At 42.3% G+C, this 26,314-nt stretch carries 27 protein-coding genes; 12 read left to right on the top strand and 15 right to left on the bottom strand.

Features of this window, described 5'->3' with window-relative positions:
• The first annotated feature begins 104 nt into the window (after positions 1-104).
• A complete protein-coding gene (gene rph / locus VQ643_RS05015; protein ID WP_414198196.1) occupies positions 105-827 on the top strand; it encodes a ribonuclease PH in 723 nt (240 codons plus the stop codon).
• A 73-nt stretch (positions 828-900) separates the two neighbouring features.
• Here rph and VQ643_RS05010 read toward each other — a convergent pair whose 3' ends face one another.
• Positions 901-1,680, bottom strand: coding sequence for an exodeoxyribonuclease III (locus VQ643_RS05010; RefSeq protein WP_414198195.1), 780 nt, complete (start codon positions 1,678-1,680; stop codon positions 901-903).
• 81 nt (positions 1,681-1,761) lie between these two features.
• Between VQ643_RS05010 and pyrE the strand changes: the two genes are divergently transcribed.
• From pyrE to VQ643_RS04995, 3 genes are all read left to right on the top strand, one after another.
• Complete coding sequence (gene pyrE, locus VQ643_RS05005; protein ID WP_414198193.1) at positions 1,762-2,403, top strand: orotate phosphoribosyltransferase; 642 nt, start codon at positions 1,762-1,764, stop codon at positions 2,401-2,403.
• Between the two features lie 24 nt (positions 2,404-2,427).
• Entirely contained in the window at positions 2,428-3,009 is a 582-nt protein-coding gene (locus tag VQ643_RS05000; RefSeq protein ID WP_414198192.1) for a DUF4124 domain-containing protein, read from the top strand.
• A gap of 269 nt (positions 3,010-3,278) precedes the next feature.
• On the top strand, positions 3,279-4,634 hold the full coding sequence (locus tag VQ643_RS04995) for a KamA family radical SAM protein (RefSeq protein WP_414198191.1): 1,356 nt from the start codon (positions 3,279-3,281) through the stop codon (positions 4,632-4,634).
• A 20-nt stretch (positions 4,635-4,654) separates the two neighbouring features.
• Here the strand turns inward: VQ643_RS04995 and VQ643_RS04990 are convergent, their stop codons facing one another.
• Genes VQ643_RS04990 through coaBC form a run of 12 tightly spaced genes read right to left on the bottom strand, consistent with a single transcriptional unit; the run spans position 4,655 to position 17,806 of the window.
• Positions 4,655-5,764, bottom strand: coding sequence for a fatty acid desaturase family protein (locus tag VQ643_RS04990; RefSeq protein WP_414198190.1), 1,110 nt, complete (start codon positions 5,762-5,764; stop codon positions 4,655-4,657).
• Positions 5,765-5,767: 3 nt separating this feature from the next.
• Positions 5,768-6,871: a fatty acid desaturase family protein gene (locus VQ643_RS04985; protein ID WP_414198189.1), complete on the bottom strand. Its 1,104-nt coding sequence runs from the start codon at positions 6,869-6,871 to the stop codon at positions 5,768-5,770.
• The gene (locus VQ643_RS04980; RefSeq protein WP_414198188.1) at positions 6,858-7,970 is read right to left on the bottom strand and encodes a sterol desaturase family protein; all 1,113 of its coding nucleotides are present in this window, start codon (positions 7,968-7,970) and stop codon (positions 6,858-6,860) included. Before VQ643_RS04980 ends, VQ643_RS04985 begins: the two co-directional genes overlap by 14 nt.
• The gene (locus tag VQ643_RS04975) at positions 7,963-8,571 is read right to left on the bottom strand and encodes a phosphatase PAP2 family protein (RefSeq protein WP_414198187.1); all 609 of its coding nucleotides are present in this window, start codon (positions 8,569-8,571) and stop codon (positions 7,963-7,965) included. Before VQ643_RS04975 ends, VQ643_RS04980 begins: the two co-directional genes overlap by 8 nt.
• Positions 8,568-9,842, bottom strand: coding sequence for a F390 synthetase-related protein (locus VQ643_RS04970; protein WP_414198186.1), 1,275 nt, complete (start codon positions 9,840-9,842; stop codon positions 8,568-8,570). The genes VQ643_RS04975 and VQ643_RS04970 overlap by 4 nt, the downstream gene beginning before the upstream one ends.
• Positions 9,839-10,645, bottom strand: coding sequence for an MBL fold metallo-hydrolase (locus VQ643_RS04965; RefSeq protein WP_414198185.1), 807 nt, complete (start codon positions 10,643-10,645; stop codon positions 9,839-9,841). Before VQ643_RS04965 ends, VQ643_RS04970 begins: the two co-directional genes overlap by 4 nt.
• Complete coding sequence (locus VQ643_RS04960; RefSeq protein WP_414198184.1) at positions 10,638-11,633, bottom strand: NAD-dependent epimerase/dehydratase family protein; 996 nt, start codon at positions 11,631-11,633, stop codon at positions 10,638-10,640. Before VQ643_RS04960 ends, VQ643_RS04965 begins: the two co-directional genes overlap by 8 nt.
• Entirely contained in the window at positions 11,630-12,640 is a 1,011-nt protein-coding gene (locus VQ643_RS04955; RefSeq protein WP_414198183.1) for a 3-oxoacyl-[acyl-carrier-protein] synthase III C-terminal domain-containing protein, read from the bottom strand. The genes VQ643_RS04960 and VQ643_RS04955 overlap by 4 nt, the downstream gene beginning before the upstream one ends.
• 29 nt (positions 12,641-12,669) lie before the next feature.
• A complete protein-coding gene (gene argB / locus VQ643_RS04950) occupies positions 12,670-13,566 on the bottom strand; it encodes an acetylglutamate kinase (protein WP_414198182.1) in 897 nt (298 codons plus the stop codon).
• 18 nt (positions 13,567-13,584) lie between these two features.
• Positions 13,585-16,110, bottom strand: a complete 2,526-nt coding sequence (locus tag VQ643_RS04945; RefSeq protein WP_414198181.1) for a phosphomannomutase/phosphoglucomutase — start codon at positions 16,108-16,110, stop codon at positions 13,585-13,587.
• A 26-nt stretch (positions 16,111-16,136) separates the two neighbouring features.
• Entirely contained in the window at positions 16,137-16,592 is a 456-nt protein-coding gene (dut, locus tag VQ643_RS04940; protein WP_414198180.1) for a dUTP diphosphatase, read from the bottom strand.
• Positions 16,593-16,597: 5 nt separating this feature from the next.
• The gene (gene coaBC, locus VQ643_RS04935; protein WP_414198179.1) at positions 16,598-17,806 is read right to left on the bottom strand and encodes a bifunctional phosphopantothenoylcysteine decarboxylase/phosphopantothenate--cysteine ligase CoaBC; all 1,209 of its coding nucleotides are present in this window, start codon (positions 17,804-17,806) and stop codon (positions 16,598-16,600) included.
• Between the two features lie 103 nt (positions 17,807-17,909).
• Between coaBC and radC the strand changes: the two genes are divergently transcribed.
• The 3 genes from radC to rpmG all read left to right on the top strand — a co-directional run bounded on the left by radC (position 17,910) and on the right by rpmG (position 19,251).
• The gene (gene radC / locus VQ643_RS04930; RefSeq protein ID WP_414198178.1) at positions 17,910-18,587 is read left to right on the top strand and encodes a RadC family protein; all 678 of its coding nucleotides are present in this window, start codon (positions 17,910-17,912) and stop codon (positions 18,585-18,587) included.
• Between the two features lie 258 nt (positions 18,588-18,845).
• Positions 18,846-19,082, top strand: a complete 237-nt coding sequence (rpmB, locus tag VQ643_RS04925) for a 50S ribosomal protein L28 (protein ID WP_414198177.1) — start codon at positions 18,846-18,848, stop codon at positions 19,080-19,082.
• A gap of 13 nt (positions 19,083-19,095) precedes the next feature.
• Entirely contained in the window at positions 19,096-19,251 is a 156-nt protein-coding gene (gene rpmG / locus VQ643_RS04920) for a 50S ribosomal protein L33 (RefSeq protein ID WP_014854577.1), read from the top strand.
• Positions 19,252-19,320: 69 nt separating this feature from the next.
• Here the strand turns inward: rpmG and VQ643_RS04915 are convergent, their stop codons facing one another.
• Positions 19,321-19,815, bottom strand: coding sequence for a winged helix-turn-helix transcriptional regulator (locus tag VQ643_RS04915; protein ID WP_414198176.1), 495 nt, complete (start codon positions 19,813-19,815; stop codon positions 19,321-19,323).
• Between the two features lie 247 nt (positions 19,816-20,062).
• Between VQ643_RS04915 and alr the strand changes: the two genes are divergently transcribed.
• From alr to VQ643_RS04895, 4 genes are all read left to right on the top strand, one after another.
• Positions 20,063-21,130, top strand: a complete 1,068-nt coding sequence (alr, locus tag VQ643_RS04910; protein WP_414198175.1) for an alanine racemase — start codon at positions 20,063-20,065, stop codon at positions 21,128-21,130.
• Between the two features lie 127 nt (positions 21,131-21,257).
• The gene (locus VQ643_RS04905; RefSeq protein WP_414198174.1) at positions 21,258-21,689 is read left to right on the top strand and encodes a c-type cytochrome; all 432 of its coding nucleotides are present in this window, start codon (positions 21,258-21,260) and stop codon (positions 21,687-21,689) included.
• A 305-nt stretch (positions 21,690-21,994) separates the two neighbouring features.
• Positions 21,995-22,573 carry a superoxide dismutase [Fe] gene (gene sodB / locus VQ643_RS04900; RefSeq protein WP_414198173.1) on the top strand — a complete coding sequence of 193 codons (579 nt, stop codon included), beginning with the start codon at positions 21,995-21,997 and terminating at the stop codon, positions 22,571-22,573.
• Between the two features lie 97 nt (positions 22,574-22,670).
• A complete protein-coding gene (locus tag VQ643_RS04895; RefSeq protein WP_414198171.1) occupies positions 22,671-24,656 on the top strand; it encodes a putative bifunctional diguanylate cyclase/phosphodiesterase in 1,986 nt (661 codons plus the stop codon).
• Here the strand turns inward: VQ643_RS04895 and mtgA are convergent, their stop codons facing one another.
• Entirely contained in the window at positions 24,657-25,358 is a 702-nt protein-coding gene (gene mtgA / locus VQ643_RS04890; RefSeq protein WP_414198170.1) for a monofunctional biosynthetic peptidoglycan transglycosylase, read from the bottom strand.
• Positions 25,359-25,493: 135 nt separating this feature from the next.
• Here mtgA and VQ643_RS04885 point away from each other — a divergent pair, with 135 nt between their 5' ends.
• Positions 25,494-25,877, top strand: coding sequence for a DUF423 domain-containing protein (locus VQ643_RS04885; protein ID WP_414198169.1), 384 nt, complete (start codon positions 25,494-25,496; stop codon positions 25,875-25,877).
• Positions 25,878-26,314: the final 437 nt, after the last annotated feature.

The following is a 26,314-nucleotide window of genomic DNA, read 5'->3' as shown; positions in this document are numbered from 1 at the left end:
AACTATTGTACCGAACAATTGTAGGTTAAGTGTTTAACAATCCACCCGCTTGTCATATTACGTCCTATAATGACACCAAATGTTCAACGAAATTAGGTGTAAGAATGACTCGACCAAGCGGCCGTAATCCAGATCAAATGCGCGAAGTTCGCATCACTCGTCACTATACTCGTCATGCTGAAGGCTCAGTATTAGTTGAGTTTGGCGATACTAAGGTGATTTGCACTGTGAGTGTTGAGGCAGGTGTGCCACGCTTTTTGAAAGGTCAGGGACAAGGCTGGTTGACTGCTGAATATGGCATGCTACCTCGTTCTACCGGCGACAGAATGTCGCGCGAGGCGGCTAAAGGTAAACAAGGTGGCCGTACATTAGAAATTCAACGCTTAATTGGCCGTTCGTTACGTGCTGCTTTAGACCTTAATAAGTTAGGTGAGAATACGTTGTATATTGATTGTGATGTTATTCAAGCCGATGGTGGTACGCGTACGGCTTCTATTACAGGGGCTATGGTGGCTGTGGTAGATGCATTACAAGTAATGGAAACGCGTGGCATGTTGAAAAAAGGCAGCCCACTTAAGCAGATGATTGCTGCCGTATCTGTTGGTATGTATCAAGGGCAACCTGTGTTGGATTTAGATTATCCAGAAGATTCGAATGCACAAACGGATCTTAATGTGGTGATGACAGATAAAGGTGGTTTTATTGAGGTGCAAGGTACCGCAGAAGGTGAGCCTTTTAATCCAGAAGAATTAAATGCAATGCTGGCGTTAGCTAGTCAAGGAATGCAAACGCTATTTGCAGCACAAGAAAAAGCTTTAGCTGAATAGTAAGTTAAATTTAACTAAAAGCTGTTTTTGCGTGAGCCCCGAAAAGTTAGACATACTATTCGGGGCTTTTTTATTAGAGGCTAAGAGTCCAATCGTAATCAATAGATAAAGGTGCATGCTGTGAGAAACGAGGCTGGCGATAGAGTTTGGCCCCCCGTAATGTACGACGCATGCCTTGAGTTAGCAGCTGATAATCAAAACGCCAACCTAGGTTAAGCATTTCTGCCTGCTCACTATCTGGCCACCAGCTAAACTGCTCACTTTCGCGGTTAATTTCACGTAGCGCATCGACATAACCCATATTGCCAATAATTTCATCTAGCCATGCACGTTCTGGTGCTAAAAAGCCTGGGGTCTGTTGGCAATCGCGCCAGTTTTTTACGTCAATTTTTTGGTGTGCAACATAGAGTGAAGCACAATAAATATAATCGCGACGTTTACGACGTTGCTTATCTAAGTAGCGAGTAAAGTTGTCCATATAGCGAAATTTTTGATTTAGTGCTTCATCGCTACCTAAGCCAGATGGCAACAACATACTGGCAATGCTGACTTTATCAAAGTCTGCTTGAATGTACCGACCATAACGGTCGGACTCCTCAAAGCCTAAGCCAAAAATAACAGCCTTAGGTTGAATGCGTGAATAAATGGCAACGCCGCCTTGCGCAGGAATTTCAGCATCACAAGCATAAGTGAAATACCCTTCCAGTTGCAGGGCTGGTTCTTCCATTTCGTAGCAGCTAGCGCGTGTGTCTTGCAGGCAAATAATGTCCGCGTTCTGCGTTTGTAACCACTCAAACAAACCCAATTCGATCGCATTGTGAATGCCATTCACGTTAATACTAATAAGCCGCATGGATAACCCCTGAAAAGAAACTAGGTGTATGATAGCAAGGTTATTTCAATTAGCTAAATTACTAATGCCAAAAGGTTGCTTATGCACAATTATCAACGAGAATTTATTAAGTTTGCTATTGAACAAGGCGTTTTACGTTTTGGCCGTTTTGAGCTCAAGTCAGGGCGTGTTAGCCCTTATTTCTTTAATGCAGGTCTATTTAATTCTGGGCTCGCCTTAGCTAAACTAGGACAGTTTTATGCTCAAGCATTAATTAATAGTCAGATTAAGTTTGACGTTTTATTTGGTCCCGCCTATAAAGGTATACCATTAGCAGTCACAACAGCCGTTGCTTTAGCTGACAAGCATGGTATTAATACACCTTGGTGTTTTAATCGTAAAGAAGCAAAAGACCATGGGGAAGGCGGTACTTTAGTTGGTGCAGCACTTCAAGGAAGAGTGATGATTGTGGACGATGTTATCACTGCGGGCACTGCAATTCGTGAAGTAATGCAAATTATTGAGCAGCAAAATGCCCAAGCGGCAGGTGTTCTGATAGCGTTAAATCGTCAAGAGAAAGGCAAGGGTAGTTTGTCGGCTATCCAAGAAGTTGAAAAAGATTTTAATATGCCCGTAATCAGTATTGTATCTTTGGAGCAAGTGTTAGAATACTTAGCTGAAGATACAGAGCTCAAACAGCATTTAAGCGCTGTAGAAGCATATCGTAACCAATATGGGATTTAAGACCAATTCGGAGAGAATTCAGCGATGATGAAATGGAAGTTTCTTATTGGCTTATTAGTCGCAGTCACTAGCTCTAATGTTGTGGCTGAAATCTATCGCTATAAGGATGAAAAAGGACTTACTGTCTTAAATCGTCAAGGTGTTCCTTCGCAGTATATTGGTAACGGCTATGATGTGCTTAATGAAGCAGGACGAGTTATTCGCGTGGTGCCAAGAGCATTAACTGCAGAAGAGCGCATAGAGCAAGAGCGCCTTCAAGCACAGGAAACGAATGACCTGCAGCTCATTCGTTTATATCCTACGGTGCGTGATCTTGAGCGAGCTAAAGAACGTAAAATTACGGATATTGATGGTCAGATTAGTACACTTAAAAATAATTTATTGAGTGTGCAAAGCAAGAGGGATAGCTTGCAACAGCGCGCTGCTGAGTCTGAGCGTTCAGGTAGTCGAGCATCACAGTCTATGCTAAATGAGTTAGCTGAATTAGATAAAGATAAAGAAACTATTGCTAATCAGATTCGTCAAACGGAAGAGCTAAAGAAAAATCTACTCTTAGAATTTTCCTATAATGCAGAGCGCATTAAGCAACTTACCAATCGACCATAATTAAATCTAAGCCATAAAAACCTAGCTATAAGCTAGGTTTTTTTATTCATAATGTGAATAAAAATGGAATAATACATAACAAAGTTAACAATAAAAATGTTGAGTAGGTCGCTTTTTTTTCGTAGTCTGTGATGGTCTTAAAAAAATAGTATTAAAAATACAGTGCGAGGATGTGTGCATTGTAAAGATAAGACAGCAGATGGCTGCATGCATTTTCAGCCTTTCTACATGACATGTTGTAGGAAACAACATCATAGAGAGACCCTATTATGAACCAATTTATTGTTCAAACCAGCGTTGCTGAAAGTACCTCTCTTTCTAAACATACACGATTTAAAGTTTATACCGAGCGTCAATTAGAGCAAATTCAAGCGCTTGCAAAATTAACAGAAGAACAACGCTTTGCAATGCGCGTTGTTGCTAATGTATTACCATTTCGTGTGAATCAATATGTTATTGATGAATTGATTGATTGGAACAATATTCCATACGACCCTATTTTTCAGCTGACTTTTCCGCAAAAAGAGATGCTTGATCCGGCCGATTTTGATCAAATGGCTCAGGCGTTAGGTACAGAAGATAAAGCGCTAATAGCCCAAGTGGCGCGTGATATTAGAACTAAGTTAAACCCTCATCCAGCAGGGCAGCAACAAATGAATGTGCCTGTATTTGAAGATGAACCACTTGAAGGCGTGCAGCATAAATACCGTGAGACAGTATTGTTTTTTCCAAGCCAAGGGCAGGTTTGTCATTCATATTGCACATTTTGCTTTCGTTGGGCGCAATTTGTAGGTGATAAAGAACTGCGTTTTGCGGCGAATGAAGTGACTCGGTTGCATGGTTACCTACGCTTTAATCGGCAAGTAACAGATTTATTGATGACTGGTGGTGATCCTATGGTGATGAAAACCAGTCATTTAGCAAATTATTTACAGCCATTGCTAAAAGCAGAGTTTGATCATTTACAGACAATACGTATTGGCACTAAATCACTGACTTTTTGGCCGCAACGCTATGTGACCGATGAGGATGCGCCAGAGTTATTGCATCTATTAAAGCAGTTGGTTGATAGCGGCAAGCATGTGGCTATCATGGCTCATTTTAATCATTGGCGAGAAATGCAGACACCTATAGTGCAAGAGGCTATTCGCCGTATTCGTGCTACAGGTGCGGTTATTAGAACGCAGGCGCCTATTATTCAGCACATTAACGATGATCCTTCAGTGTGGTCAAGAATGTGGCGAGAGCAAGTAGAATTAGGGTTAGTGCCTTATTATATGTTCGTTGAGCGGGATACGGGTTCTAAGCGCTATTTTGAAGTGCCGTTAGCACGTACCTATGAAATTTACCGGCAGGCAATCACTCAGGTTTCAGGCATAGCACGTACAGCGCGCGGCCCGTCAATGAGCGCAGGCCCTGGAAAAGTTGAAATTCAAGGTGTCGCAGAATTGCAGGGTGAAAAGGTATTTGTTTTACGCTTTATTCAAGGGCGTAATCCTGATTGGGTGCAGCGTCCGTTTTTTGCTAAGTACGATGAACAAGCGATGTGGTTTGATGATTTAGTGCCTGCTTTTGGTGAAGATAAGTTTTTCTTTACTGATGAATATAATGCAATGCAGGCTTGATCTTAGTAATAAAAGAGCATTTAGGTGCTCTTTTTATTAGGATTTTTACCCATGGCTTTTAAAAAACGCTGTTGGTCAGAAAATAGCTGTTTTAACGGAACACATTGATAATCAACAGCTGCATGCTTTTTAGCAACCTCAGCAATTAAGCGTGATAACGCAGGATAATGTCGATGATTCCAATTAGGGAATAGGTGGTGTGTTAAATGCAAGTTTAACCCGCCTAGCCAGTAACTGATAGCGTCATTTAAAAAGTACCAGTCATAGGTGGTATTAAAGGTATGTGTGTAAAAGCCGTGGGGCATTATTCCATTGGCAGGTGCTTGGTAGTAGGTGGCACGCCCCCAATGAGTGCCTAAAATCAACATAACAAAAATAAAAGATGCCAAAAGTTGGCTCAGCAGATAGAGAGTGAATAAGGTAACGAAACTAATGCCTTTAGGTGCAAGTAAGAAATAAGGAATAGCTAAAGTCACTAATAAGTGCAGGCTTTTGCCAAGTAAAAATAGGCTCCAGCCAGCTATTCCTTGATAACGCATACGACGCTGGGCTTGGGTAAAACCACTACGGTCTGCCCAATCATAAAACCAAATTAAGCTGGGAAAAGTAAAGGCGGCTACCACCGGCCAATAGTAATGTTGCCAGCGCATGATAGGGTGCCAGCGTTGAAAAGGCGTTTGGCGCAATACACCGTTTTCTTCAATATCTAAGTCATAGTGCTGAATATTGGTGTGTGCGTGATGCAAGATAATATGGCGTACTCGCCAGCAATCGGGATCTAAGCCTAATGGTATGGTAACTAAGAGGTTAAGCCAGCGATTTGCCCATTCTTGACGAAAAATAGCATTGTGAGATGCATCATGTACTATGTTAATAGCGAGCAATAATGCTAAGCACATAAAAGCTGCATAGCTGAACATAATAGCAAAAGTATGGCTCGATAAGAGCGCAGAAAAGTAGCAGATGCCACAAAGTGCAATCAGTAAGAAGCTTTTTCCTAGCATGCGTTTATCAGCAAAGCGATGATCTTTGTTAGCTTGTAAATAGCTTTGGGCTGCCTGCATTAAATCCCGTCGTAGCTGACGTTCATCAGCATTGTTATAGCCTAAAGGCGCTAATGGCGAAAGCATAGTCTAGCCTTTACTTGATGCATCATTTCTTTGCGCCATTGCAGTTAAAAAACGTCGTTGTGATTGGAATAGTTCGCGTTGGCTAAGGTAGCGATAAGGCATGTGCTGCTCTCTAGCCAACTCGCCAATAATTTTAGCTAATGCTGGGTAATGGCGATAACTCCAGTTCGGAAACAGGTGATGTGTAAGGTGCAGATTAATACCACCAAGCCAAGGATAAGCCCAGCGAGGTAAATGCCAATCGCATGTTGTATTAAAGTTTAGTGCATACCAGCCGATCGACATTTTTCCACCTTCTGGTAGCTGGTAGAACTTAGCTTCAGCCCAGTGAGTGCCTAGTAGTAATAAGACCACTACAAGGGAACATAGCATTTGCGCAAGGCAGTAAATTAACACTACGGTTCCTGTGCTAATACCATGAGCACTGGCGAAATAAATGGGCAGTACTAAAGCTATAATTAAATGCAAAAGCTTAAAACTTATAAATACAACCCAGCCCGACACGCCACGCAAGACAGAGGTGTATTTTAGTTGAGTTTTGCCAAGGCGGTCAGACCAATCAAAGACCCAGGCGATATAGGGTAGTGATAGCGCCGCTACTAAAGGCCAGTACCACAGCTGATAGCGCATATGTGGCTTCCATTCTTGATAGGGGCTTTGGCGTAAAATCCCGTTTTCTTCCATGTCTAAATCATAAGGTTCAATATTAGGATAAACATGGTGAAACTGAGTATGGCGTACTCGCCAGTAGTCAGGGTCAACCCCTAAAGGTAGGGTAACCAAGCGGCTAAAACAACGATTCATCCAGCGCTTTCGAAAAAGCGCACTGTGAGTTGAATCATGATGCCCTGTGAGATTCATCAGCATGCTGCAAAAAAAGAATAGGCAGAAACCTAAGGCAAATAAAACAATGGAATCTTGTGTCAAAACCAAGCAATAACCCGCTATTGCCAGTACGCTTAAGAGTATGATGCGCCAAAAAACTGAGAAATCAGCAAATTTATGATCTTGCTTTTGCGCAAGGTAAGCACTGGCCCTTTGCATCAATTGCTGATGAAAAGAAAACTCTTGTGCTCGGTTATAACTGAGTGTTTTAAGCGCAGGCATAAGGATTACGCCCATAGCCTAAGCTGAGTGCGCTGGCATGTACCAGTAGCGCAATAGATAACAATAAAAAAACTAGCGAAGTCCACTGCCAAAGCAGAACAAAAATTAAAGGAAAGCTTATTGCCAATATCATCCACAGTGCTAAGCCCCAGCGTTTCCCATCAGTTAATCCTGCAATAGCAACGGTGCCTATTACTAATAATAGAAATAGCACAACCTGAGGCAGTGAGGTATTACCATCATAGCCATAACCATAAAAATACACATAGCTAATAACCCAACCAAAGAGCAGTAAGGTAGCGCTGGTAATTAAAAAGTTATTAACTGTAAAGCGGCGTATAGGCGTCGATTGAGGCAGTTGAATATTGAACAAAGCTAAAAAGGGAGCATTGCTAGCTGTAACTGGATTGTTTGAGCTGGCTGGCCCGCCAATGCCAATGTTGTAGTTTGGTGGTAATTTTTCAAAGCTGCCAAAGAGCTTATCCCAGATAATAAAACTGCCACCAAAATTACGATTACTGTAATAAAAATCTTTTACATGGTGCACTTTATGGTGCAAAGGCGTTACTAAAATTCGCTCAAGTATGCCTAAACGAGGGATGACCGCGCTGTGGTTAAAAAACTGTATGCTGTAATGGAGTATGGAAACGGCAATGAATACAGGCAGTGGCACACCAATAATAGCTAACAAGGCAAAAAATGGAATGGAGGATAAGGAGGAATACCAAGAGTTGCGTACTGCCAGGGATAAATTAAACTGTTCGCCTTGGTGATGTACTTTGTGTATGGCCCACAACACAGGAATTTTATGATGCAGTCGATGCAGCCAGTAAAAGCCAAAATCCCAAGCAATAATAGCAAACACCCAAACCCAAGCTGGGTGCCAGTTTTTCAATAAATTCAGTGAAAAATGGTGAGCAATCCAACCATAGCAAAAAATTTCTAACCCGCGAAATAGCCAGAGCATAATATGCCCAGAATTTAGGTTAAAACTAATATCATGCCAATCCACCACAATATGGCGCTTAAACTCTAGATAGAGCCCTTCTAACGTCACCATGATAAGCATGAAAATAATAGGGAAAGTAAGGTCATTCATATGCATTTGCCCTCCGCTGACTAGCTTTCTGAGCATAGCTACAGATAACCACAGTTGCTAAGGCCGTACCTGCCACTAGATCAATAAATAAGTGACGTTTGAGTAACAAGATCGATAAGCAAATTAGTAGAATCCAGCTACTAAATATTATATTGCGCCCCCACTTATGAGGCTGCCATAACGCCCAACCAGCTAAAATGGATAATGAAACATGTAATGAGGGCAGCAGGTTTTGTGCCGAATCTACAGCTATAAGTTGGCTTAGTAGTTGTGTGCTCAATGAAGACTGCGGTTGATACTGCGGATAAACTAAGGTAGTCGGAAAAATCAAGAAAATGACACCTGAGCCAATAGCAGCGAATTGCATACTATGCGCTAAAGGCTTTACTCGTTTAGCTGGGGCTAGCAAATAAGCCAGTGGAATAACTATAAAAAAGGAAAGATACAACCAGATGGCTTCAGGGTGAAAACCCAATGCTGTATCTATAACGCTGGGGGTTAATACAAAACCATCGGCTTGTAACGCATCGGTTAATGAGTAAACCACACCAACGCTGCCCCAACCAAGTAAACAAAAAGCTAAACGCTTATACCAGTTCATAGTCGATCTCTACGCAAAATACGGCGGCGTTTGTTGTATAGGTCAGTCTCAATTGGCTGGTTAGACAATTGCCAATTAATAGGCTGAATATTAATACCTTGTTCAATAAAGGCTTGAGTTAAGCCTTGTTGACACTGTGTTAATTCTGCTTCAGTGCAAGGTGCTTGTAGATAAAGGGTTAAACCCTCTTGTGTTAGTCGGTAATCACAATCAAGAGGTAGATTATTGGCAATCACGCGTGAGCAGAGATCAGCAAAAACGGCGGTATGCTGGCCTTGCAGGTTAGGTAGTAATAATTGGTCGTCATTCCTACCTTCAATGCGCTCTAGCGCCATACACACACTGCCACAAGGACAAGCAGTTGTGCGTTTTACTAAAATATCGTCTAGTTGGTAACGAATAATTGGCTGTGTAATGCGTGTGAAGTCAGTAATGATAGGGTTAAAGCGCTGATCATCTAACCATTTTTGTTCAACAATCAAAAACTCTTCATTGAGGTGCAAGTTCCCATGTGCGCAGGTTGCAGCTAAGAAACCTTCAGTGGCTTGGTAAACTTCGCCTACTTGGGTAAAGGTGGCTTCAAGTAAGGCTTTGTCTTGAGCGTCTAGCACTTCTGCCACGGATATAACTTTTTTCGGATTAATAGCTAAACCTTGCTGTTTAGCCAGAGCTAAAGCGCGTAATACTTGAGCAGGTGCAACAATAATGCTTGGCTGGTAGCTTTCTAGTTGGCGCAGGTGTTGTGCAAAATTAGTTAGCAAGTCAAAGAATTTTAAACTTAAAAAACGGCTATTGACGCTAGTATAAAGGTTGTTATTTGCACGTAGAAATAAAGCTACCTTTTCTCCTGCAAACAAACCTTTAGGTAACATTTTACTGAGCATGCCGCCTGCCCAAATAGCTTGCTCTTTAGGCTGAACAACAAATAATCCACGCCGCCCAGAAGTACCTGAAGATAAGCCAACGCTAAACGGGCCTAAGCGGGGTGAAAAATCACGTGAAACTTCACTTTGTTGCGCGCAAGCCAAGAGCTGATCTTTATCTAGCCCCTGTGTGTTCATCACATTGAAATGCTCCATCATGGTGCTTTTATTCATGATGGGCCAAGTGCTTAATGGCTGTTCTAGGAAAGCACTAAAATACGGACTACGGGCTAAGACCGTTTTTTTGAACTGAGTAAATCTACGTTGTTGATAGGCCTCTAGTTGACTGCGTTGCTTAAATTTTAAACCTTTAGTCCTCCAGTAATGCCATAAAACACGCAGCATCATAAGAGATCACCTTCATGGCAAAGGCTAATATTGAGCCCTTGTAAGTGAGCTTGCTGAAGTTTTTTTAAGGTGGCGAAGTAGGCTTTACGGTCATCCATAATGCTATAAGCCAAAATAGAAGGGCCGCGTAATTCTATATAATTGGTTGGCGACCAAGCGGCGTCACTGGCTAGAATCTGCCAGCCCGCTTCGGTTAATACCGCTACGCCAATATGTCCTGCGGCATGACCAGGCAATGGAATAAGAATAACTTCATCATTGCTGTGGGGCAGAATATAACCTACTTCAAACATGCTGAGTTCAGTTGGTAACTGACTTGCTTTGAAGCGCTCGATAAAGGACAAGCGCGCTTCTGTGTCAACTGGCATCAGGCCCGGGACAAACGCTTTGCGTAAGGCAGAGAACCCCCGCAGATTTTTTGTTGCTAGCCAGCCCTGTTCAGCGCAAATCAGATCTAATAAAGGAAAATCTTTTAAACCAGCAATGTGGTCGCCATGAAAGTGCGAAATAATAATGCCGGATAAATCGTTAGGCCTAATACCCTCGGTCGCCAGTTGATGCACTAAAGCTTGGTGGTTTTGAAAAAAAACAGGAGTCACTTTGGGGTAGAGCTGCAAGATGCCTTGTTGTGTTTGCTCATGAAAATGCGAAGCATAGCCCGTATCTAATAACCAGCGTTTTTGATTGGCTTCAATCAGCCAGGCGCGTGCTGGAAATTGACAAACACGCCAACTAGCCCCTTTTAGCGCCATACAGCCTGGATGCGTGCAGTATCCCACTTCATAGGTTTTGATTTTAGCCATTTTTATTTAACCATTGTGCAGTGATTTCAACACCCTGAGCTAGAGTATAGAGTGGTTCATAACCCAGCTCTTGTTTGGCTTTATCTGCGTTTAAGGTCATTTCAAAATAGCTGGCGCCAAGACTATAACGTGTGAGTGATGGTTCTTTTTTACGCAGATGCCCCAGTAGTTCGGCAATGCTAGCCAAACTATAAGCTAGCCAGTAAGGCACATTCTTAATACGGTAGCTTTTATCCAGTTGAGCAAAGAGTTGCTGTAAAAGCTCAGCCAAGGGCAAGGGTTCTTGATTGCTAATATTGTAACGGCTACCAGAGACAACTTGAGCGTGACTGGCCAGCTCCATGGCATGTACTACATTGAGTACAAAGGTTAGATCAAGCTTGTTTTTACCGCCTGCTGGTAAGGGAAGTTGACCATTGCGCTTACCTACTTGGGCAAGAACACGTGGCAGTATGACTTGATCATAAGGACCAAATAAACCACGCGGTCGCAAAATGACAAAAGTGGTGTGTGGATAGATTGCCGTAAGCTGGAGGATAGATTGCTCGGCCATAAACTTAGTGCGCGCGTAATGGTTAGCAAATTGAGGGCTAAGAAAATCTTCTTTAATATCTGCCAAATGTTTAAAGCAAAAATAGATGGCTGGCGTAGAAATATGCACAAAGCGAGTGATGCCAAGTTCACCAGCGGCTTTAGCTAAGCATTCCGTAGCCCACACATTGTTGGCGTAAAAATCGCTATAATCCCCCCACGGTGATGACTTAGCAGCGCAATGCCAAACAATATCACAGCCTTGCATAATGGCTTTAATATCGGCAACTGGCGCCTGGCTTAAATCAATAGCGATAAATTGCGCCCCTTGTGTTTGAAGCTGTTCACCCACCTGCTGGTTACGGCCTAAGGCAACCACTTGCTGCCCTTGAGCCAGCAAATAATCAACAGCGTTGCGGCCAAGACCGCTGGTAGCACCGCTTACGAGATATTTCATGGAATAAAGACCATTCCGCCAAAGGTGAGTCCAGCTGCAGTACCGATTAATAACGCGGGCTTTCCTGTTACTAGCCGTTGTTTAAGACGAGCGCTATGCAGTGCAAAAGGCAAAGAAGCCGCCACTTGATTACCATGGTAGCGATAAATATCAATTAAGATTTCAGGGTTAACAGCTAAGCGTTTACGCATATGGGCTAAGGACAGGTGACTGGCTTGGTGGGGAATAATAGTAGCTATCTGATCAAGGCTAATATTTGCACCTTCTAGCAAGCGTTGCATATAGCCTTCAACTAAAGAGGAGGCGAGACGAAAAACACGTTTGCCATCCATATGAAATAGAAAATCTTGCTCACACATACCGCTTCTAGGATTACGCAGCGTACCGCCAGCAGGAATTTCGCAGTAATGTAAACCTTCGGTATAGGTTTCAAAGCGCTGGCTAACAATGCCAGACCTACCATTACCGCGTTCAACAATGACACAAGCAGCACCATCACCAAAAATCATCGAAGATTCTTCATGCTGCCAATCAATACCACGCGAAGCCAGATCTGCGGAGACAATACAGATACGTTTGTAATGACTAGTATTTAACAGGCTTGCGGCCACTTGTAGTGCAGTTATAAAACTGACACAGCTCGCATTGATGTCAAAACAGGCCAGTCCATCTTTTAACGGGCTGGCTTGTAAAATATGGGCTGCGGTGCAGGGCAGTGCTTGCACCGGAACGGCACAGGCGGAAATCAGTAAATCAATAGATTCAGGCTCAATGTTTGCCGAGGTGCAGCAACGGGTTATGGCTTGAGCAGCGAGTTGAGCTTGTGACTCTGTGCTGGTGGCATGGAAACGATACTCTATGCCTGATAGCTTTTGCGTATAGCCTACAGCCAAGCCAAGGCGTTGATCAATTTCGCTGGAGAGTACTTTTTGCGAAGGCAAAGCTACATCTGTAGCTATGATTTTCAGCGGAAGCAGTGGAGACTGCACAGACTCAGCGTTATTCATTATAACTCCTCTGTGCAGTGGAACGCTGATCAGTGATTAGTGATTAAAGTACCTACGCCATTATCGGTGAATATTTCTAACAAGACAGCGTTAGGTACTCGTCCATCGACAATATGCGCACTTTTTACACCACCTTGAACCGCTTCTAGTGCACAACGAATTTTTGGCAGCATGCCGCCATAAATAGTACCATCAGCAATTAACTCGTCGACTTGAGCCGTGGTTAATCCTGTTAGTACTTCACCCTCTTTGTTCATCAGACCAGCAATATTGGTTAATAACATTAATTTTTCTGCTTGTAATGCTTCAGCAATTTTGCCTGCTACTAAATCAGCATTAATGTTATAAGACTCACCGTTAGCGCCAACACCAATAGGCGCAACTACGGGGATAAAGTCGCTGTTCACCAGCATATTTAGCAATGCTGAATTGACGCTAGCGACTTCACCAACTTGTCCGATATCTATGATTTCAGGTGTAGTCATTTCAGGAGTTTGACGTGTTACGGTTAATTTACGTGCGCGAATTAAACCTGCATCTTGCCCTGTTAAGCCGATCGCCTTTCCTCCATGATTATTGATCAGGTTAACAATATCTTTGTTGACTTGACCACCTAAAACCATTTCTACGACGTCCATGGTTTGCGTATCAGTCACACGCATGCCATCGACAAAACGGCTTTCGATGTTCAGTCGTTTCAATAAATCACCAATCTGTGGCCCGCCGCCATGCACAACAACAGGGTTAATACCAACGGCTTTCATCAGTACGATATCGCGTGCAAAACCTTGTTTAAGAGTTTCGCTTTCCATCGCATTGCCACCGTACTTTACAACCAAGGTTTTGCCAACAAAACGGCGGATGTAGGGTAAGGCTTCTGATAAAACTTCTGCAACATGGGCAGCATCAGCGCGGTTTAAGGTCATTACTAGACTCCAGTTGGCCTAAATAAAGACAGGCACTTCAGGCACAACTTCTTTTAGTTGTTCGCGGAAAATAGATTTAATTTGCTCAACGTCTTTCGCGGTTTCACCTTCAAAACGTAGAACCAGCACTGGTGTAGTGTTAGAGGCACGAATCAGCCCCCAGCCATTGCTGTAATCAACTCTTATACCATCAATAGTGGTTGTTTTGCCATCACCCCAAAAGCCTTTTTCTTGTAGGCGTTGGATATATTGAAACTTATTCGCTTCTGATACCGTAATGTTAATTTCGGGCGTAGAGGCATCAGTAGGAAATTGATCAAAGAGTGCTTGGCACGGCTGATTACTATTGGCTAGAATTTCTAATAAGCGCGCACCGGCATATAAGCCGTCGTCAAAGCCATACCAGCGTTCTTTAAAGAAGATATGGCCGCTCATTTCTCCAGCTAATAGCGCGCCTGTTTCTTTCATTTTCGCTTTGATCAGAGAGTGTCCAGTGCGCCACATGGTTGGCTTACCACCGTTTTCTTGAATAACTTGCGTTAAGCGACGTGAGCACTTCACATCATAGATCACTTCTGCCCCAGGATTGCGCGCGAGTACATCCTTAGTAAAGACTTTTAACAGATGATCAGCAAAAGGTTGGTTGCCTGTATTAGTGATAATAGCAACACGATCACCATCGCCATCAAAAGCTAAGCCTACATCAGCATTATATTTGGCTACGGCAGCAATAAGATCTTTGACGTTTTCTGCTTTGCTTGGGTCTGGGTGATGGTTTGGAAAATTACCATCCACCTCACAGTAGAGCGGAATAACATCACAACCTAATTTTTTGTAGAGTTCAGGTGCAACTACGCCAGTTACGCCATTGCCACAATCAATGACGACTTTTAGTGGGCGCTTAAGCTTAATATCTGTGGTGATACGTTCAATGTAAGTAGGCAATAGGTTGCCAGTTTTGAGCTGGCCTTGCGCTTGTCCTGGTTCTAGCTGGTTGTCTTGGATGCGCCTAGCAAGAGCTGTAATACGCTCACCAGATAAAGTATCTCCTGCAATAACCACTTTAAACCCATTATAATCAGGAGGATTATGGCTGCCAGTTAACATAACACCAGAACGTCCTTTTAAGACATTAGTTGCAAAATACAAAACAGGCGTTGGTACCATACCTATATCTGATACATGACAGCCACTTTCGAGCAAACCTTGGATCAATGCTTTAGATAGCGCAGGACTCGATAAGCGTCCATCGCGTGCCACGGCTACATTAGGCTCTTTATGAGCAAGGCTTTCAGCACCAATCGCACGACCTACCCAATAGGCAACATCCGTATTGAGTGTTTGGTTGATAATGCCTCGAATGTCATAAGCACGGAATATTTCAGTCGATATTAAATGCCCAGCAGGGCTTTTGATTGAGCTGTTCATAGGTTGAGATTTAACTTCATTCTCTTTGGAAATATCTAAGTCAAGAAAGGCAAATACATCTTTATTCAGATCCTCTGCAATGTGCTCGGTAGGTGCAACTGCAGGTGGATGTTCGTCTTCAGTGATGATTAAACCACTGGCAGCAAGGTCAGCATCAAAAACTGCCCTACCATTTTGTGTAGGCTGTACTTTGATAGCAATGGGTGCAGCTTTTTTAGAAACCGCAGTTTGGCTTTTTAGACGCTCTAAATGGAAGTCATCGAGAGGCTCAGATGAATAATCATCATGGTGGTTTTTTGCGCGATATACCCAAAGTAAATAGGCGCCTATCAATCCAATTAGTGCAATGCCAATACCAATAGCTGTTGATATCCAAGAACCACTAGTAGCTAGGCGAGGGCCAGCAGTGATGCTCAACGACCAATGAGGGTTACTGGTTTCAAAGGCAAAAGGTGTGCTCAGCTCTTTGGCTTTACCAGCACTATAGAGCGTTTGAGCGGGGGTGTTAGGAAATTTTTGTATCAGTTCAATCTTTGCAATAGATTGGTCAAAAGGAGGTAGCTGCTGAGTCAAGGATTCTAGAGGGTAGGTTAGCAGCAGCGTGCCCAATAGCGTGTTATTGTCATAAATAGGGACGACCCGAAATACCAACCACTGGTTGTTTACCTGCAAGGCTTCAACTGGAGGCGTTTCCTTTTGTGTTTCAGCGTAGGTGATCATATTGACGGCAGTGAAAGTAATAGGTGTTTTTCCACTGGTATCAACCTGAGCTTGTCCAGGTGCAGAAAAAAAAGCGGACTGCGCTGTACTACGGCCTATTAAAGATCGAGAAAGCGCAGCATTGCTAGCATTGGTTTGCTTAAGAATAAAACCAATAACTTGGTTTGATCGACTCAAGCTGACAGCATCTGAATCTAAAGCACTAATTGCTGAGGATAGTGCATTGGATTGTTCATTGCCAAGGCGCGAGAGATAGATACGCTCAGAGTCGCTACTTTGATCATCATAAAAAGTGGCAACCATCCCTGCTGTAATAATACCAACTAAAAATATAATAATAGAGGGTAAGAGAGTACTTAACTCAAATTTTGTGCTTGAGCGACGACTGCTGCCCATGTGATCTCCTTGTAATGCAAGCCTACTTATTGCTTTCCGGTATGACCAAAGCCACCTGCTCCACGCTCGGTAGCAATAAAATCATTAACAATAGATAGTTGTGTTTGAACAACAGGTACTAGCATTAACTGAGCAATTCGTTCGCCTACTTTAATGGTGAAGCTATCTTGGCCGCGATTCCAGCAAGAAACCATGAGTTCGCCTTGATAGTCTGAGTCAATCAAACCAACTAAATTGCCTAAAACAATGCCATGTTTATGACCTAAACCTGAGCGAGGTAGAACAAGTGCTGCTAAATTAGGATCTTCAATATAAATAGCTAACCCTGTTGGAATTAAGATGGTTTCGCCAGGGCTTAGCTCAACATCTTGCTTAAGCATAGCGCGTAAGTCGATTCCAGCAGAACCTGTTGTAGCATGGGCTGGTAATGGGAAGTCATTGCCAAGGCGAGCATCTAAAATTTTAGCTTGTAACGAATGCATGTCAGTTAAGCCTGTAATAAACGTTGAGCGATAAATTGAACGAGTTGTTGAGCAATTTTGCTTTTACTGGTTTGCGCAAAAACAGTCTGCTGCTGGTTTTTGTCGATAATGGTAATGGCATTATCTTCACTATTAAAACCAATTGCATGATTTGATACATCATTAGCCACAATTAGATCTAAATTTTTCGCTGTTAACTTACTACTAGCATAGTCTAATAAGTCTTGCGTTTCTGCGGCAAAGCCCACACTAAATGGACGATCTGCTCGGTGAGCAATAGTGGAAAGGATATCAGGGTTGCGTATCAGCTGTAGTGTTAAACCATCGACACTGTTTGGGTCTTTCTTCATTTTATGACTAGCAATCTGGGCTGGCCGGTAATCAGCTACCGCAGCCGCTGCAATAAATACATCACAAGGCATATGCTGCTCGCAGGCTGCGAGCATTTCTAACGCCGTATTTACGTTCACCCGTTGCACTCGGTCAGGCGTAGCTAAATGCACAGGCCCGCTGATTAGCGTTACCCTGGCGCCTGCATCAGCGGCAGCTTGCGCTATGGCAAAGCCCATTTTTCCAGAGCTGTGGTTGCTAATATAGCGAACAGGATCAATGTCTTCGCGCGTTGGCCCAGCGGTTACTAGCACATGCTTGCCAGATAAGGCTTGCCACGCAAACAGGTCAGCCGTTGCTTGCGCTAGTTGTAAGGGCTCCTCCATGCGGCCAAGTCCCGTATCGCCACAAGCTTGCTCGCCTGAAGCTGGCCCAAACACTAAAAAACCGCGATCTTGCAATTGTTGCAAATTATGTTGCGTAGCCATATCACGCCACATGGCTTGGTTCATAGCTGGCGCCACCGCAATAGGTGAGTCGGCAGCCAGTACTAACGCGGTGAGTAAGTCATTCGCTTGCCCTTGAGCAAGGCGTGCTAATAAGTCAGCAGTGGCAGGTGCAATTAGAATGATATCCGCCCAGCGTGCTAATTCAATATGGCCCATGGCTGCTTCAGCTGCTGGGTCAAGCAAATCAGTATGAACAGGGTTGCCAGATAAGGCTTGCAAGGTGAGAGGGGTGATAAATTCTTGTGCACTTTTGGTCATAACCACATGAACCTGTGCGCCTTGTTTTTTAAATGCACGCACCAATTCAGCGCTTTTGTAAGCCGCAATACCGCCGCCAATACCAAGTACCACTCGCTTATTTTGTAGCCGATGCATAGGAAGTTAGCCCCTTTTATTTCCGGCAAACAATCGAAAAGACACTAAGATAGCATAGCGAGGAGCGTTAAATTAAGTCAGCTAATGGGTAAGGAATGCCAATATGAATATTAAACAATGGCCAGACGAGCAAAAACCCAGAGAAAAATTATTACGCCAAGGTGCTAGAACACTAGATAACGCTGAGCTACTTGCTATTTTTTTACGTACAGGCGTTGTCGGTTGTAATGTGGTTGATTTAGCACGCCTACTCCTAAAAGAGTTTGGCAGCTTACGTGCCTTGTTTGAAGCGGACATAGCTCAATTTACTGCGCATCAAGGGCTAGGACCGGCTAAGTATGTGCAGCTGCAAGCCGTTTTAGAAATGAGCCGGCGTTATTTAGCTGAGACATTAGAGCGTAGCAATGCTCTAGAAAGTCCACAGGCAGTGCGTGATTTTCTAAAAGCGCAACTTAGGCATGAACCCCATGAAATATTTGCCTGCTTATTTTTAGATGCAAAACATCGAGTAATTACCTTTGAGTCATTATTTTATGGCACAATAGACAGTGCAAGTGTTTACCCAAGACAAGTGGTGAGGCGCGCATTAGCGAATAATGCCGCTGCAGTGATCTTGACGCATAACCATCCATCGGGTGTGGCAGAGCCAAGCCAGGCAGATAAAATGATTACTGAAAAAATTCGTGATGCATTAGCGTTAGTTGATGTGCGCGTCTTGGATCATTTTATTGTTGGTAGCGGCGAACCTTACTCAATGCTGGAAAATGGTTGGATTTCATGACACCATTTATCTGATAGGTGGATCAAATTGCCTATGATTCTTGCTGTGAAAGAGGATTTCTGCTATAAAGCGTGGCTCTTTTCTGGGTGTAGTCTGCTTGCGGTGCTCAGTAAGCTGACTAAAAACCTAGCAAGATTAGGTAAAAAGCCTAGTGTAAGATTGGAAAACCCCTGTTTTTCAACTACTTGCTAATCAAATTTGAGTTTAAGCAGCCAACCCATATGCCGGGTTGGGCATGTGGTTCTAGAGGGCTGAGGTATGTCAAGAGTATGTCAAGTAACTGGTAAGGGTCCAGTTACAGGGAACAATGTTTCCCACGCTAACAACAAAACCCGTCGTCGTTTCCTGCCAAACTTGCAGTACCATCGTTTCTGGGTTGAATCTGAGAAGCGCTTTGTACGTCTACGTGTTTCGGCAAAAGGTATGCGTGTAATTGATAAACGCGGCATCGACGCTGTATTAACTGAACTGCGCGCGCGCGGTGAAAAGGTTTAATTAGGAGAGAATCATGCGTGATTTGATTCGTTTGGTGTCTAGCGCTGGTACTGGCCATTTCTACACCACCGACAAAAACAAACGTACTACGCCCGATAAAATTGAGATCAAAAAATACGATCCAGTTGTGCGTAAACACGTGATTTACAAAGAAGCTAAAATCAAGTAATTGATAATAGCTACATAAAAAACCCGCTGCTAAGGCGGGTTTTTTATTGTTTGCTATTTAAATAAAGATTTAGTTATTGCCGTCTAAAGGTAAGCTGAGAGTTTCTTTTACTTCTTCCATGACAATGTAGCTTTTTGATTCACGCACATTCGGCAGGCGTAATAAAATATCACCCAGCAGCTTGCGATAGGATGCCATTTCACAGATGCGTGCTTTAATCAAATAGTCGAAATGTCCAGAAACTAAATGGCATTCTAAAACATGAGGCAGCTTTAGTGCAGCTTGACGGAAAGACTCAAAAATATCGCCTGATTTGTAATCTAAGCTAATCTCAACAAAAACTAGTAATCCTGCATTGAGCATTTGTGGGTTTAGGCGTGCGTTATAGCCAACAATAATGCCTTCACGCTCCATGCGGCGCACACGCTCTGTACAAGGTGTGGTAGATAAGCCCACCCGCTCGCCTAGTTCAGTAAATGAAATACGGGCGTCTTCTTGTAAAATACGCAGAATATTGTAGTCAATTTTATCCAGTTGACGACGGGCTGAAGTTTCAGTGCGCAAAGGAGATACTCCTATCAGAAAACCTAATTGCTAAATAATGCCGCTAAATATGCCCTAAACTTAGGTGAAAAGCACTGCTTAATGTAAATAGTGATACTTTTTATGCAAAATTTGCGCTGGGTTACTTATACAAGCCTGATAAAGAATAGTTAATAAATTGCTTTTTGTAGAATTTGAGACTGGAATTTGTAAGGTAAGAGGCGGATGATAAGCGGCCTTGTTGATTGATATAAGGTTGACTCTTGCCATGCGTCCTGCACAAGCTGTTATTAATCTAGCTGCTTTAAAACACAATTATTTATTAGCTAAACAACTGACTCAAGCAAAAGCGTTGGCCGTTGTTAAAGCAGATGCTTATGGGCATGGATCAATACGTTGCGCGCAAGCCTTACATGAGGCGGATGGTTTTGCGGTAGCCTTTTTAGAAGAAGCATTAGTGCTAAGGGCAGCAGGTGTAACTCAGCCTATTTTGTTATTAGAAGGCTTTTTTGTGAAGGATGAGTTGGCCCTAATAGCTGAATATGATTTATGGACGGCTGTGCATAGTGCTTGGCAGCTTGAAGCGATTAATCAGGCCCAACTAAGTCGCCCTATCCAGTGCTGGTTGAAAATGGACTCAGGCATGCACCGTATGGGGTTTGCGCCAGAAGAATACAAAAAAGCTTGGCAAGCACTGAACGCCTCACCGAATGTCTCAAACATTGTGTTAATGACACATCTTTCGCAAGCAGATGAAGTAGAGCAGCCTAGGACAAAAGAGCAACTTATTACCTTTAATGCCGCTCGTGCAGGCCTGAACTCAGCTGTGAGTATGCGCAATTCGCCTGGCATTTTGGCTTGGCCTGAGTTGCCAAGTGACTGGGTTCGACCAGGCATTATGCTATATGGTTGCAGCCCCTTTGAAGAGCCTCAAGCCCCAGCAAATGCTTTAATCCCAGTAATGACCTTAGCGTCGCAGATAATTGGCGTGCGAGAATTAGCCGCAGGCGAACCTGTTGGTTATGGTGCACGCTATATTACGCCCAGTTCTACGCGAGTGGGCATTGTTGCAATGGGTTATGCTGATGGTTATCCGCGTCAAGTCGACTCAGGTACGCCTGTTGCAGTTTGTGGCCAGCTTACTAAAATTATAGGACGTGTTTCTATGGATATGTTGGCGGTTGATATTACAACGATTGCAGAAGCTACTTTGGGTTCTCCTGTAGAACTTTGGGGTAAACAAGTCAGTGCAGAGGTTATCGCACGTGCAGCTAATACCATTTCTTATCAGTTATTTTGCAATTTAAAACGTGTGCCAAGATACTATTTGGAATAAAGAAAATACCTGCTTTATGGATTCGTGTAGTGATCAACTATTTCGGTCTGCGTTATCAGCAGGTATACTACCGAGCGCTCGTGAGGTCCGTGGCCGCGAGTGTGAAAAGCCACAATGAGGGTATACTGTGAACCTAATGAAAAAAATACTAGTAGCACAAGCTACTGTTGTAACTCTTTGGGCTGCTAGCGCTATGGCTGCCACTGAGTCAGATGATGCTGCGATTGCAGAGCGTATTTCTCCACTAAGTACAGTGTGTTTGGCAGGCGAGCCTTGTGCTAAAGCTGCTCCAGTTGTTGCTGCAGCTAGTGGTGGTGCGCGTACTGGCGAAGAAGTTTACAATAAATTCTGTACTACTTGTCATGCTACAGGCTTGTTGGACGCGCCGAAAAAAGGCGATACCGCTGCATGGAAACAACGTGCGGATGAACAAGGTGGTCTAGATAGTCTTCTTAAACAAGCTATCCAAGGTTTTAATGCAATGCCGCCTAAAGGTACTTGCAGTGATTGTTCTGACGATGAGCTAAAATCAGCTATTCAATTTATGTCAGGCTTGTAAACCTAGAAAGCCGCTACTTCTCTAGTGTTCTGGATTTTAAGTAGCGGTTTTTATTGCCAAAATTAATTAAAATAAAAGTATAAAGTAATAAGTACTTACTTTTTGTAGGTTGTTCGTTAAATTTTCTGCACTATACTGTTTGATGTTCATTGAATGCATTTCCTGCACAATTAAAGGTGGCTGCCTTCATGTGCAAGCAAAGATGCAACCGTGTATGATAGAGCAATTGAGTAGGTTGACCTGCTGCTAATAATGCTAGGCAATATTACTTTCTGTGCCTTGTCCTGATATTACTGGAGAAAACCATGGCTTTTGAATTACCTGCACTACCTTATGAAAAAAATGCGCTAGAGCCACACATCTCTGCAGAAACCTTAGATTTTCACTACAGCAAACACCACAATACTTATGTTGTTAATCTAAACAACCAAGTGGTGGGTACTGAGTTTGAAGGTAAAAGCCTAGAAGAGATTATTAAAACCTCAACAGGCGGTATATTTAACAACGCAGCGCAAGTTTGGAACCATACTTTTTACTGGCATTGCCTAGCTCCTAAAGCAGGTGGCGAACCTACTGGCGCACTAGCCGATGCAATTAACAAAGCATTTGGTTCATTTGAGAAATTTAAAGAAGAATTTACCAAAACCGCGATTGGCACTTTTGGTTCAGGCTGGGCTTGGTTAGTGAAAAAACCAGACGGCTCTTTAGCTTTAACGAGCACTTCTAATGCAGGCTGCCCATTAACTACACAAGATAAAGCACTATTGACTTGCGACGTTTGGGAACATGCGTATTATATTGATTATCGTAATGCTCGTCCAAAATACCTAGAAGCATTTTGGAATCTTGTTAATTGGGAGTTTGTAGCAAAAAACTTTGCGTAATAAACTTCAAATGAGAGCCCAGCATTAGCTGGGCTTTTTCATTTTAAGTTATAATTAATAATAACATTAACTATCATTTTGATAGGCATACAAAGCTATGGTCAATAAGCTTTCGAGACGCTTGATTTTATGGGTGATCATCACATCCTTTAGCTTAAGCCTATTTTGGACGGTGCTACAGGTATGGCGTTCGTTTACTGATTTAGAGAATTTATTTGAACAAGAAGTACAAAGTGCTTTATTGACTTTCTGCCCACAACTTGAGCAGGCTATTTCAAATATGAATAGCCAACAAGTTAATCAAATACTTGATAGTGCTGCAGTATTAATGTCTATTAAAAAAGCTGAGCTAGTAGTAAATCAGCAGCGAGTAGCTAAAGAACTAAGCAATCAAAACTATAATAAAACAAAAGAATTTTCCTTCTTCTCATTTGCCGAGAAAAAATACAGTTGCGTACTAGATGTAAAAGACAAGCCAAAACTTGAGCTAGTTCTTACCACCAATAGCCAAACATTGGAGCAGTGGGCACAAAATGCCTTGAATATGCGAATTTTATTAGGCTTATTGCATGCACTGATTTTGGCCTTATTACTCTCTTTGATTTATCGTCATATTCTTACCTATCCATTGGCTAGTTTATTGAGGTATATAAAGTCGATTGACCCAAGAAAGCCTAAAGAGCGCTTACCTCAAGTTCTTAAAAAACACCGAAAAGATGAATTAGGCGAGTGGGTCGCCCGCGTAAATCAACTTCTTGATGAAATTGCTGATTTTCAGCAAAGCATTACAGATCAATCAAAACGATTGGACCCACTTACGGGCTTATTAAACTTACAAGAGCTTTGTGCTTGTTTGAAAAAGAGCCTACAGCATGCCTCTGACTCAGAATCCTATGCTGTGTTCTATATAGGCTTAGAGCATTTCAAGCAAATTAATGAGCGTTATGGATACCGTGTAGCAGATAAATTACTGTATGAGTCTGCACAGCGTTTAAAGATTTTAGAGGATGAAGCGTCTCTGTTATCACGGGTTTCTAGTTCATTTTGTTTAGTGAAGCGCATTGATATTAAGGATGATGTCGAACACATAGTGCAGACCATTGAAAAAATATTTGCTCGCCCCTTTATTTTTGGCGACAGCATTAATCTTCGCGTAAAAATAGGTATTGCGCTCTTTCCAGATGATGATAAAGGTGTTGCTGCGTTATTACGTAAAGCTGAGTTAGCCATGACGTTAGTGCGTGACCATACCGATGCCCTCTACCAATACTATGATGCGCAAGATGATGCTCAATTACGTTATCAGCGCAACATTGAAGAAGCCTTGTGGGGGGCTTCACGCCGTGGTGAGTTATGTTTACGCTATCAATTAAAAAAAGATCTAAGAACAGGACGTTATTATGGTGTTGAAGCCTTAGTGCGCTGGAATCATCCAGTACTAGGCAGTATTACTCCTGATGTATTTATTCCTATCGCCGAACGCATAGGTGCGATTCGTTCCATTACTTTTTGGGTTGCTGTTGAAGCTGTACAGCAAGCTAGGTTATGGCAAGCTGCTGGTTTAGAGAATTTTTCAGTGGCGATTAACTTGTCGGGTAGTTTAGCCAATACACCGCAACTGCCAGATATTATTAAAGAAGAGATAACACGCCTAGATGTTGATGCAAGGTTGATTGAAATTGAACTGACAGAGTCATCATTTTTGCATGATATTACAATGGTAAATGCTAACCTATTAAAACTACGCGAGTTATCGATTAAATTATCCATCGATGACTTTGGGACGGGGTATTCATCATTAAGTTATTTACAACAACTGCCAGTAGATGTTGTTAAATTAGATCAGTCATTTATTCGTGCTTTACCTTCGACCTATAATGAAAACTTATTACGTATCTTAGTGCAACTACTGCATACATTAGGCTTGCAGGCATTGTGTGAAGGTGTTGAAACACTTGAACAAGAAGCATTTTTAAAATCAATAGACTGCGACTACGCACAGGGCTATCTTTACAGCGAGCCACTGGAGGCTGAGCAAATTACACAATTAATGCTAGCCATCAATAACAAAGCAGATGAATGATTAAAGCCCATGTTTGTGTAAAAATTGAACACCGCCAAGCTGATGAATTTGCTGGTTAATCCAGTTTGCTCGTTGTTTTGTATAAGCCGAAGGTTGGCTGGCGCTGCGCGTTAATGGGCTAGGTAGAATGGCGGCCATTTGATTGGCTTGGCTTTGTGTTAGTTGATTTGCATCTTTACCAAAATAGTACTGGGCGGCTGCTTGTGCTCCAAAAATACCATCACCCCATTCGACACTATTTAAATAAACTTCAAGGATACGTTGCTTGCTCCAAGTGCTTTCGATGAGAAAGGTAAACCAAACTTCAACTCCTTTGCGTAGGTAAGAACGTCCAGACCAGAGAAATTGGTTTTTTGCGACTTGCTGGCTAATAGTGCTTGCGCCAAAAGTAGTGCGCGATTGGCTTTTATTACGCTTAAAAGCCTTTGCGATCGCGTTAATGTCAAAACCTTTATGTTCAGGGAATAGTTGATCTTCTGCCGCAATTACAGCGAGCTTTAATGCATCAGGTAATTCCTCATAGCTAATCCATTCTCGGCCAATAGAGTAAGATTCATTAGCCCGCCAGCGGCTTAGTTTGCGCTCAAGCATTAGTGCTGAGTGACTGGGGTTGAAGTAGCCTACACTGAGCACCATAGCTAGACTCAAAACAATAGCCGCTAAACTCAGTTTTAAGAGCCATTTAAATAAGCGTTTAAACATAGCCTTCCTATAAGATACTTTGCACGTACAGCATAAAAGCTTTTCGAGCTTCTTTGTAGCTTAAAATGTAGAAGAGCTAGCGAATCGATTTAAGAGTGCGTAGAGTTAAAATTTTATTTTTCGAGGAATATCGCAATGTTTCGTATTTTTATGGCAAGTGCCGCCTTTTTTGGTTTATCTGGTGTGATGCTAGGCGCGTTAGGCTCACATGCTTTAAAAACAAAACTATCCGTAGCAGCGCTGGCGGCTTTTCAGACAGCAGTGCAATATCAACTATTACATGCAGTAGTATTGCTCGCGTTGGCTATTTGGTCCTGGCATAAAACGCAAAAGCTTGTTGTGTGTTCAGGATTGTTTTTTATGATTGGCATCCTCTTATTTTCAGGCAGTATTTATTGTTTAACTTTGGCTAACTTAGGTTTGGGCATAGTTACACCTATAGGAGGAGTGTTCTTTATGCTGGGTTGGTTGATGCTTTTTATTAGCGCTTTCCAGTCCACAGCAAAAGCAGCGCAATAAGGAGTGTTTATGGCACGGAGATTGATAAATTGAGGAGTCCGAGTTATTGCGGGTTATAATGTGTCAATGAATAATTCTAATATAAGTGCTAGTAAACCTAAATATATAATAGCTAATTATGATTAAAAATTTTATAAAATATATTAAGCGAGAAAATAATGATTAGGGATAATTTATAATTATCACAATGATTTACACAGAAACAATAAACTTAGCATGATAAAAGTCTTTGATGAAAGAAAAGAAAAAATTTATTCATTAAAAGAACAAATTATATTGCGGTTTCAATAAATCAATATTGAGGAACGAAAGAAAATTTGGGATATAGTTTCTGCTAATAAATTTTTGTTAAAATTCATAACTTATAAATATGAATTTAATGACAATAACGAATTTAGAGATTTTATAATACTTGAGATTTTTAGAAATTTACATAC

It is taken from the genome of Pseudomonas sp. F1_0610, assembly GCF_047470865.1.
Classification (GTDB): domain Bacteria; phylum Pseudomonadota; class Gammaproteobacteria; order Pseudomonadales; family Pseudomonadaceae; genus JAZDRH01.
This window is presented reverse-complemented; position numbering and strand designations above follow the sequence as displayed.

Coding starts and splice junctions, on each gene's coding strand:
- alr (WP_414198175.1), top strand. CDS start 20,063: ATGCGTCCTGCACAAGCTGTTATTAATCTAGCTGCTTTAAAACACAAT.
- VQ643_RS04990 (WP_414198190.1), bottom strand. CDS start 5,764: ATGCTTTCGCCATTAGCGCCTTTAGGCTATAACAATGCTGATGAACGT.
- VQ643_RS05010 (WP_414198195.1), bottom strand. CDS start 1,680: ATGCGGCTTATTAGTATTAACGTGAATGGCATTCACAATGCGATCGAA.
- VQ643_RS04995 (WP_414198191.1), top strand. CDS start 3,279: ATGAACCAATTTATTGTTCAAACCAGCGTTGCTGAAAGTACCTCTCTT.
- VQ643_RS04885 (WP_414198169.1), top strand. CDS start 25,494: ATGTTTCGTATTTTTATGGCAAGTGCCGCCTTTTTTGGTTTATCTGGT.
- VQ643_RS04975 (WP_414198187.1), bottom strand. CDS start 8,571: ATGAACTGGTATAAGCGTTTAGCTTTTTGTTTACTTGGTTGGGGCAGC.
- dut (WP_414198180.1), bottom strand. CDS start 16,592: ATGCATTCGTTACAAGCTAAAATTTTAGATGCTCGCCTTGGCAATGAC.
- rpmG (WP_014854577.1), top strand. CDS start 19,096: ATGCGTGATTTGATTCGTTTGGTGTCTAGCGCTGGTACTGGCCATTTC.
- VQ643_RS04970 (WP_414198186.1), bottom strand. CDS start 9,842: ATGATGCTGCGTGTTTTATGGCATTACTGGAGGACTAAAGGTTTAAAA.
- VQ643_RS04965 (WP_414198185.1), bottom strand. CDS start 10,645: ATGGCTAAAATCAAAACCTATGAAGTGGGATACTGCACGCATCCAGGC.
- sodB (WP_414198173.1), top strand. CDS start 21,995: ATGGCTTTTGAATTACCTGCACTACCTTATGAAAAAAATGCGCTAGAG.
- VQ643_RS04960 (WP_414198184.1), bottom strand. CDS start 11,633: ATGAAATATCTCGTAAGCGGTGCTACCAGCGGTCTTGGCCGCAACGCT.
- VQ643_RS04980 (WP_414198188.1), bottom strand. CDS start 7,970: ATGAATGACCTTACTTTCCCTATTATTTTCATGCTTATCATGGTGACG.
- argB (WP_414198182.1), bottom strand. CDS start 13,566: ATGACCTTAAACCGCGCTGATGCTGCCCATGTTGCAGAAGTTTTATCA.
- VQ643_RS04955 (WP_414198183.1), bottom strand. CDS start 12,640: ATGAATAACGCTGAGTCTGTGCAGTCTCCACTGCTTCCGCTGAAAATC.
- rpmB (WP_414198177.1), top strand. CDS start 18,846: ATGTCAAGAGTATGTCAAGTAACTGGTAAGGGTCCAGTTACAGGGAAC.
- rph (WP_414198196.1), top strand. CDS start 105: ATGACTCGACCAAGCGGCCGTAATCCAGATCAAATGCGCGAAGTTCGC.
- pyrE (WP_414198193.1), top strand. CDS start 1,762: ATGCACAATTATCAACGAGAATTTATTAAGTTTGCTATTGAACAAGGC.
- VQ643_RS04945 (WP_414198181.1), bottom strand. CDS start 16,110: ATGGGCAGCAGTCGTCGCTCAAGCACAAAATTTGAGTTAAGTACTCTC.
- VQ643_RS05000 (WP_414198192.1), top strand. CDS start 2,428: ATGATGAAATGGAAGTTTCTTATTGGCTTATTAGTCGCAGTCACTAGC.
- mtgA (WP_414198170.1), bottom strand. CDS start 25,358: ATGTTTAAACGCTTATTTAAATGGCTCTTAAAACTGAGTTTAGCGGCT.
- VQ643_RS04985 (WP_414198189.1), bottom strand. CDS start 6,871: ATGCCTGCGCTTAAAACACTCAGTTATAACCGAGCACAAGAGTTTTCT.
- coaBC (WP_414198179.1), bottom strand. CDS start 17,806: ATGCATCGGCTACAAAATAAGCGAGTGGTACTTGGTATTGGCGGCGGT.
- radC (WP_414198178.1), top strand. CDS start 17,910: ATGAATATTAAACAATGGCCAGACGAGCAAAAACCCAGAGAAAAATTA.
- VQ643_RS04895 (WP_414198171.1), top strand. CDS start 22,671: ATGGTCAATAAGCTTTCGAGACGCTTGATTTTATGGGTGATCATCACA.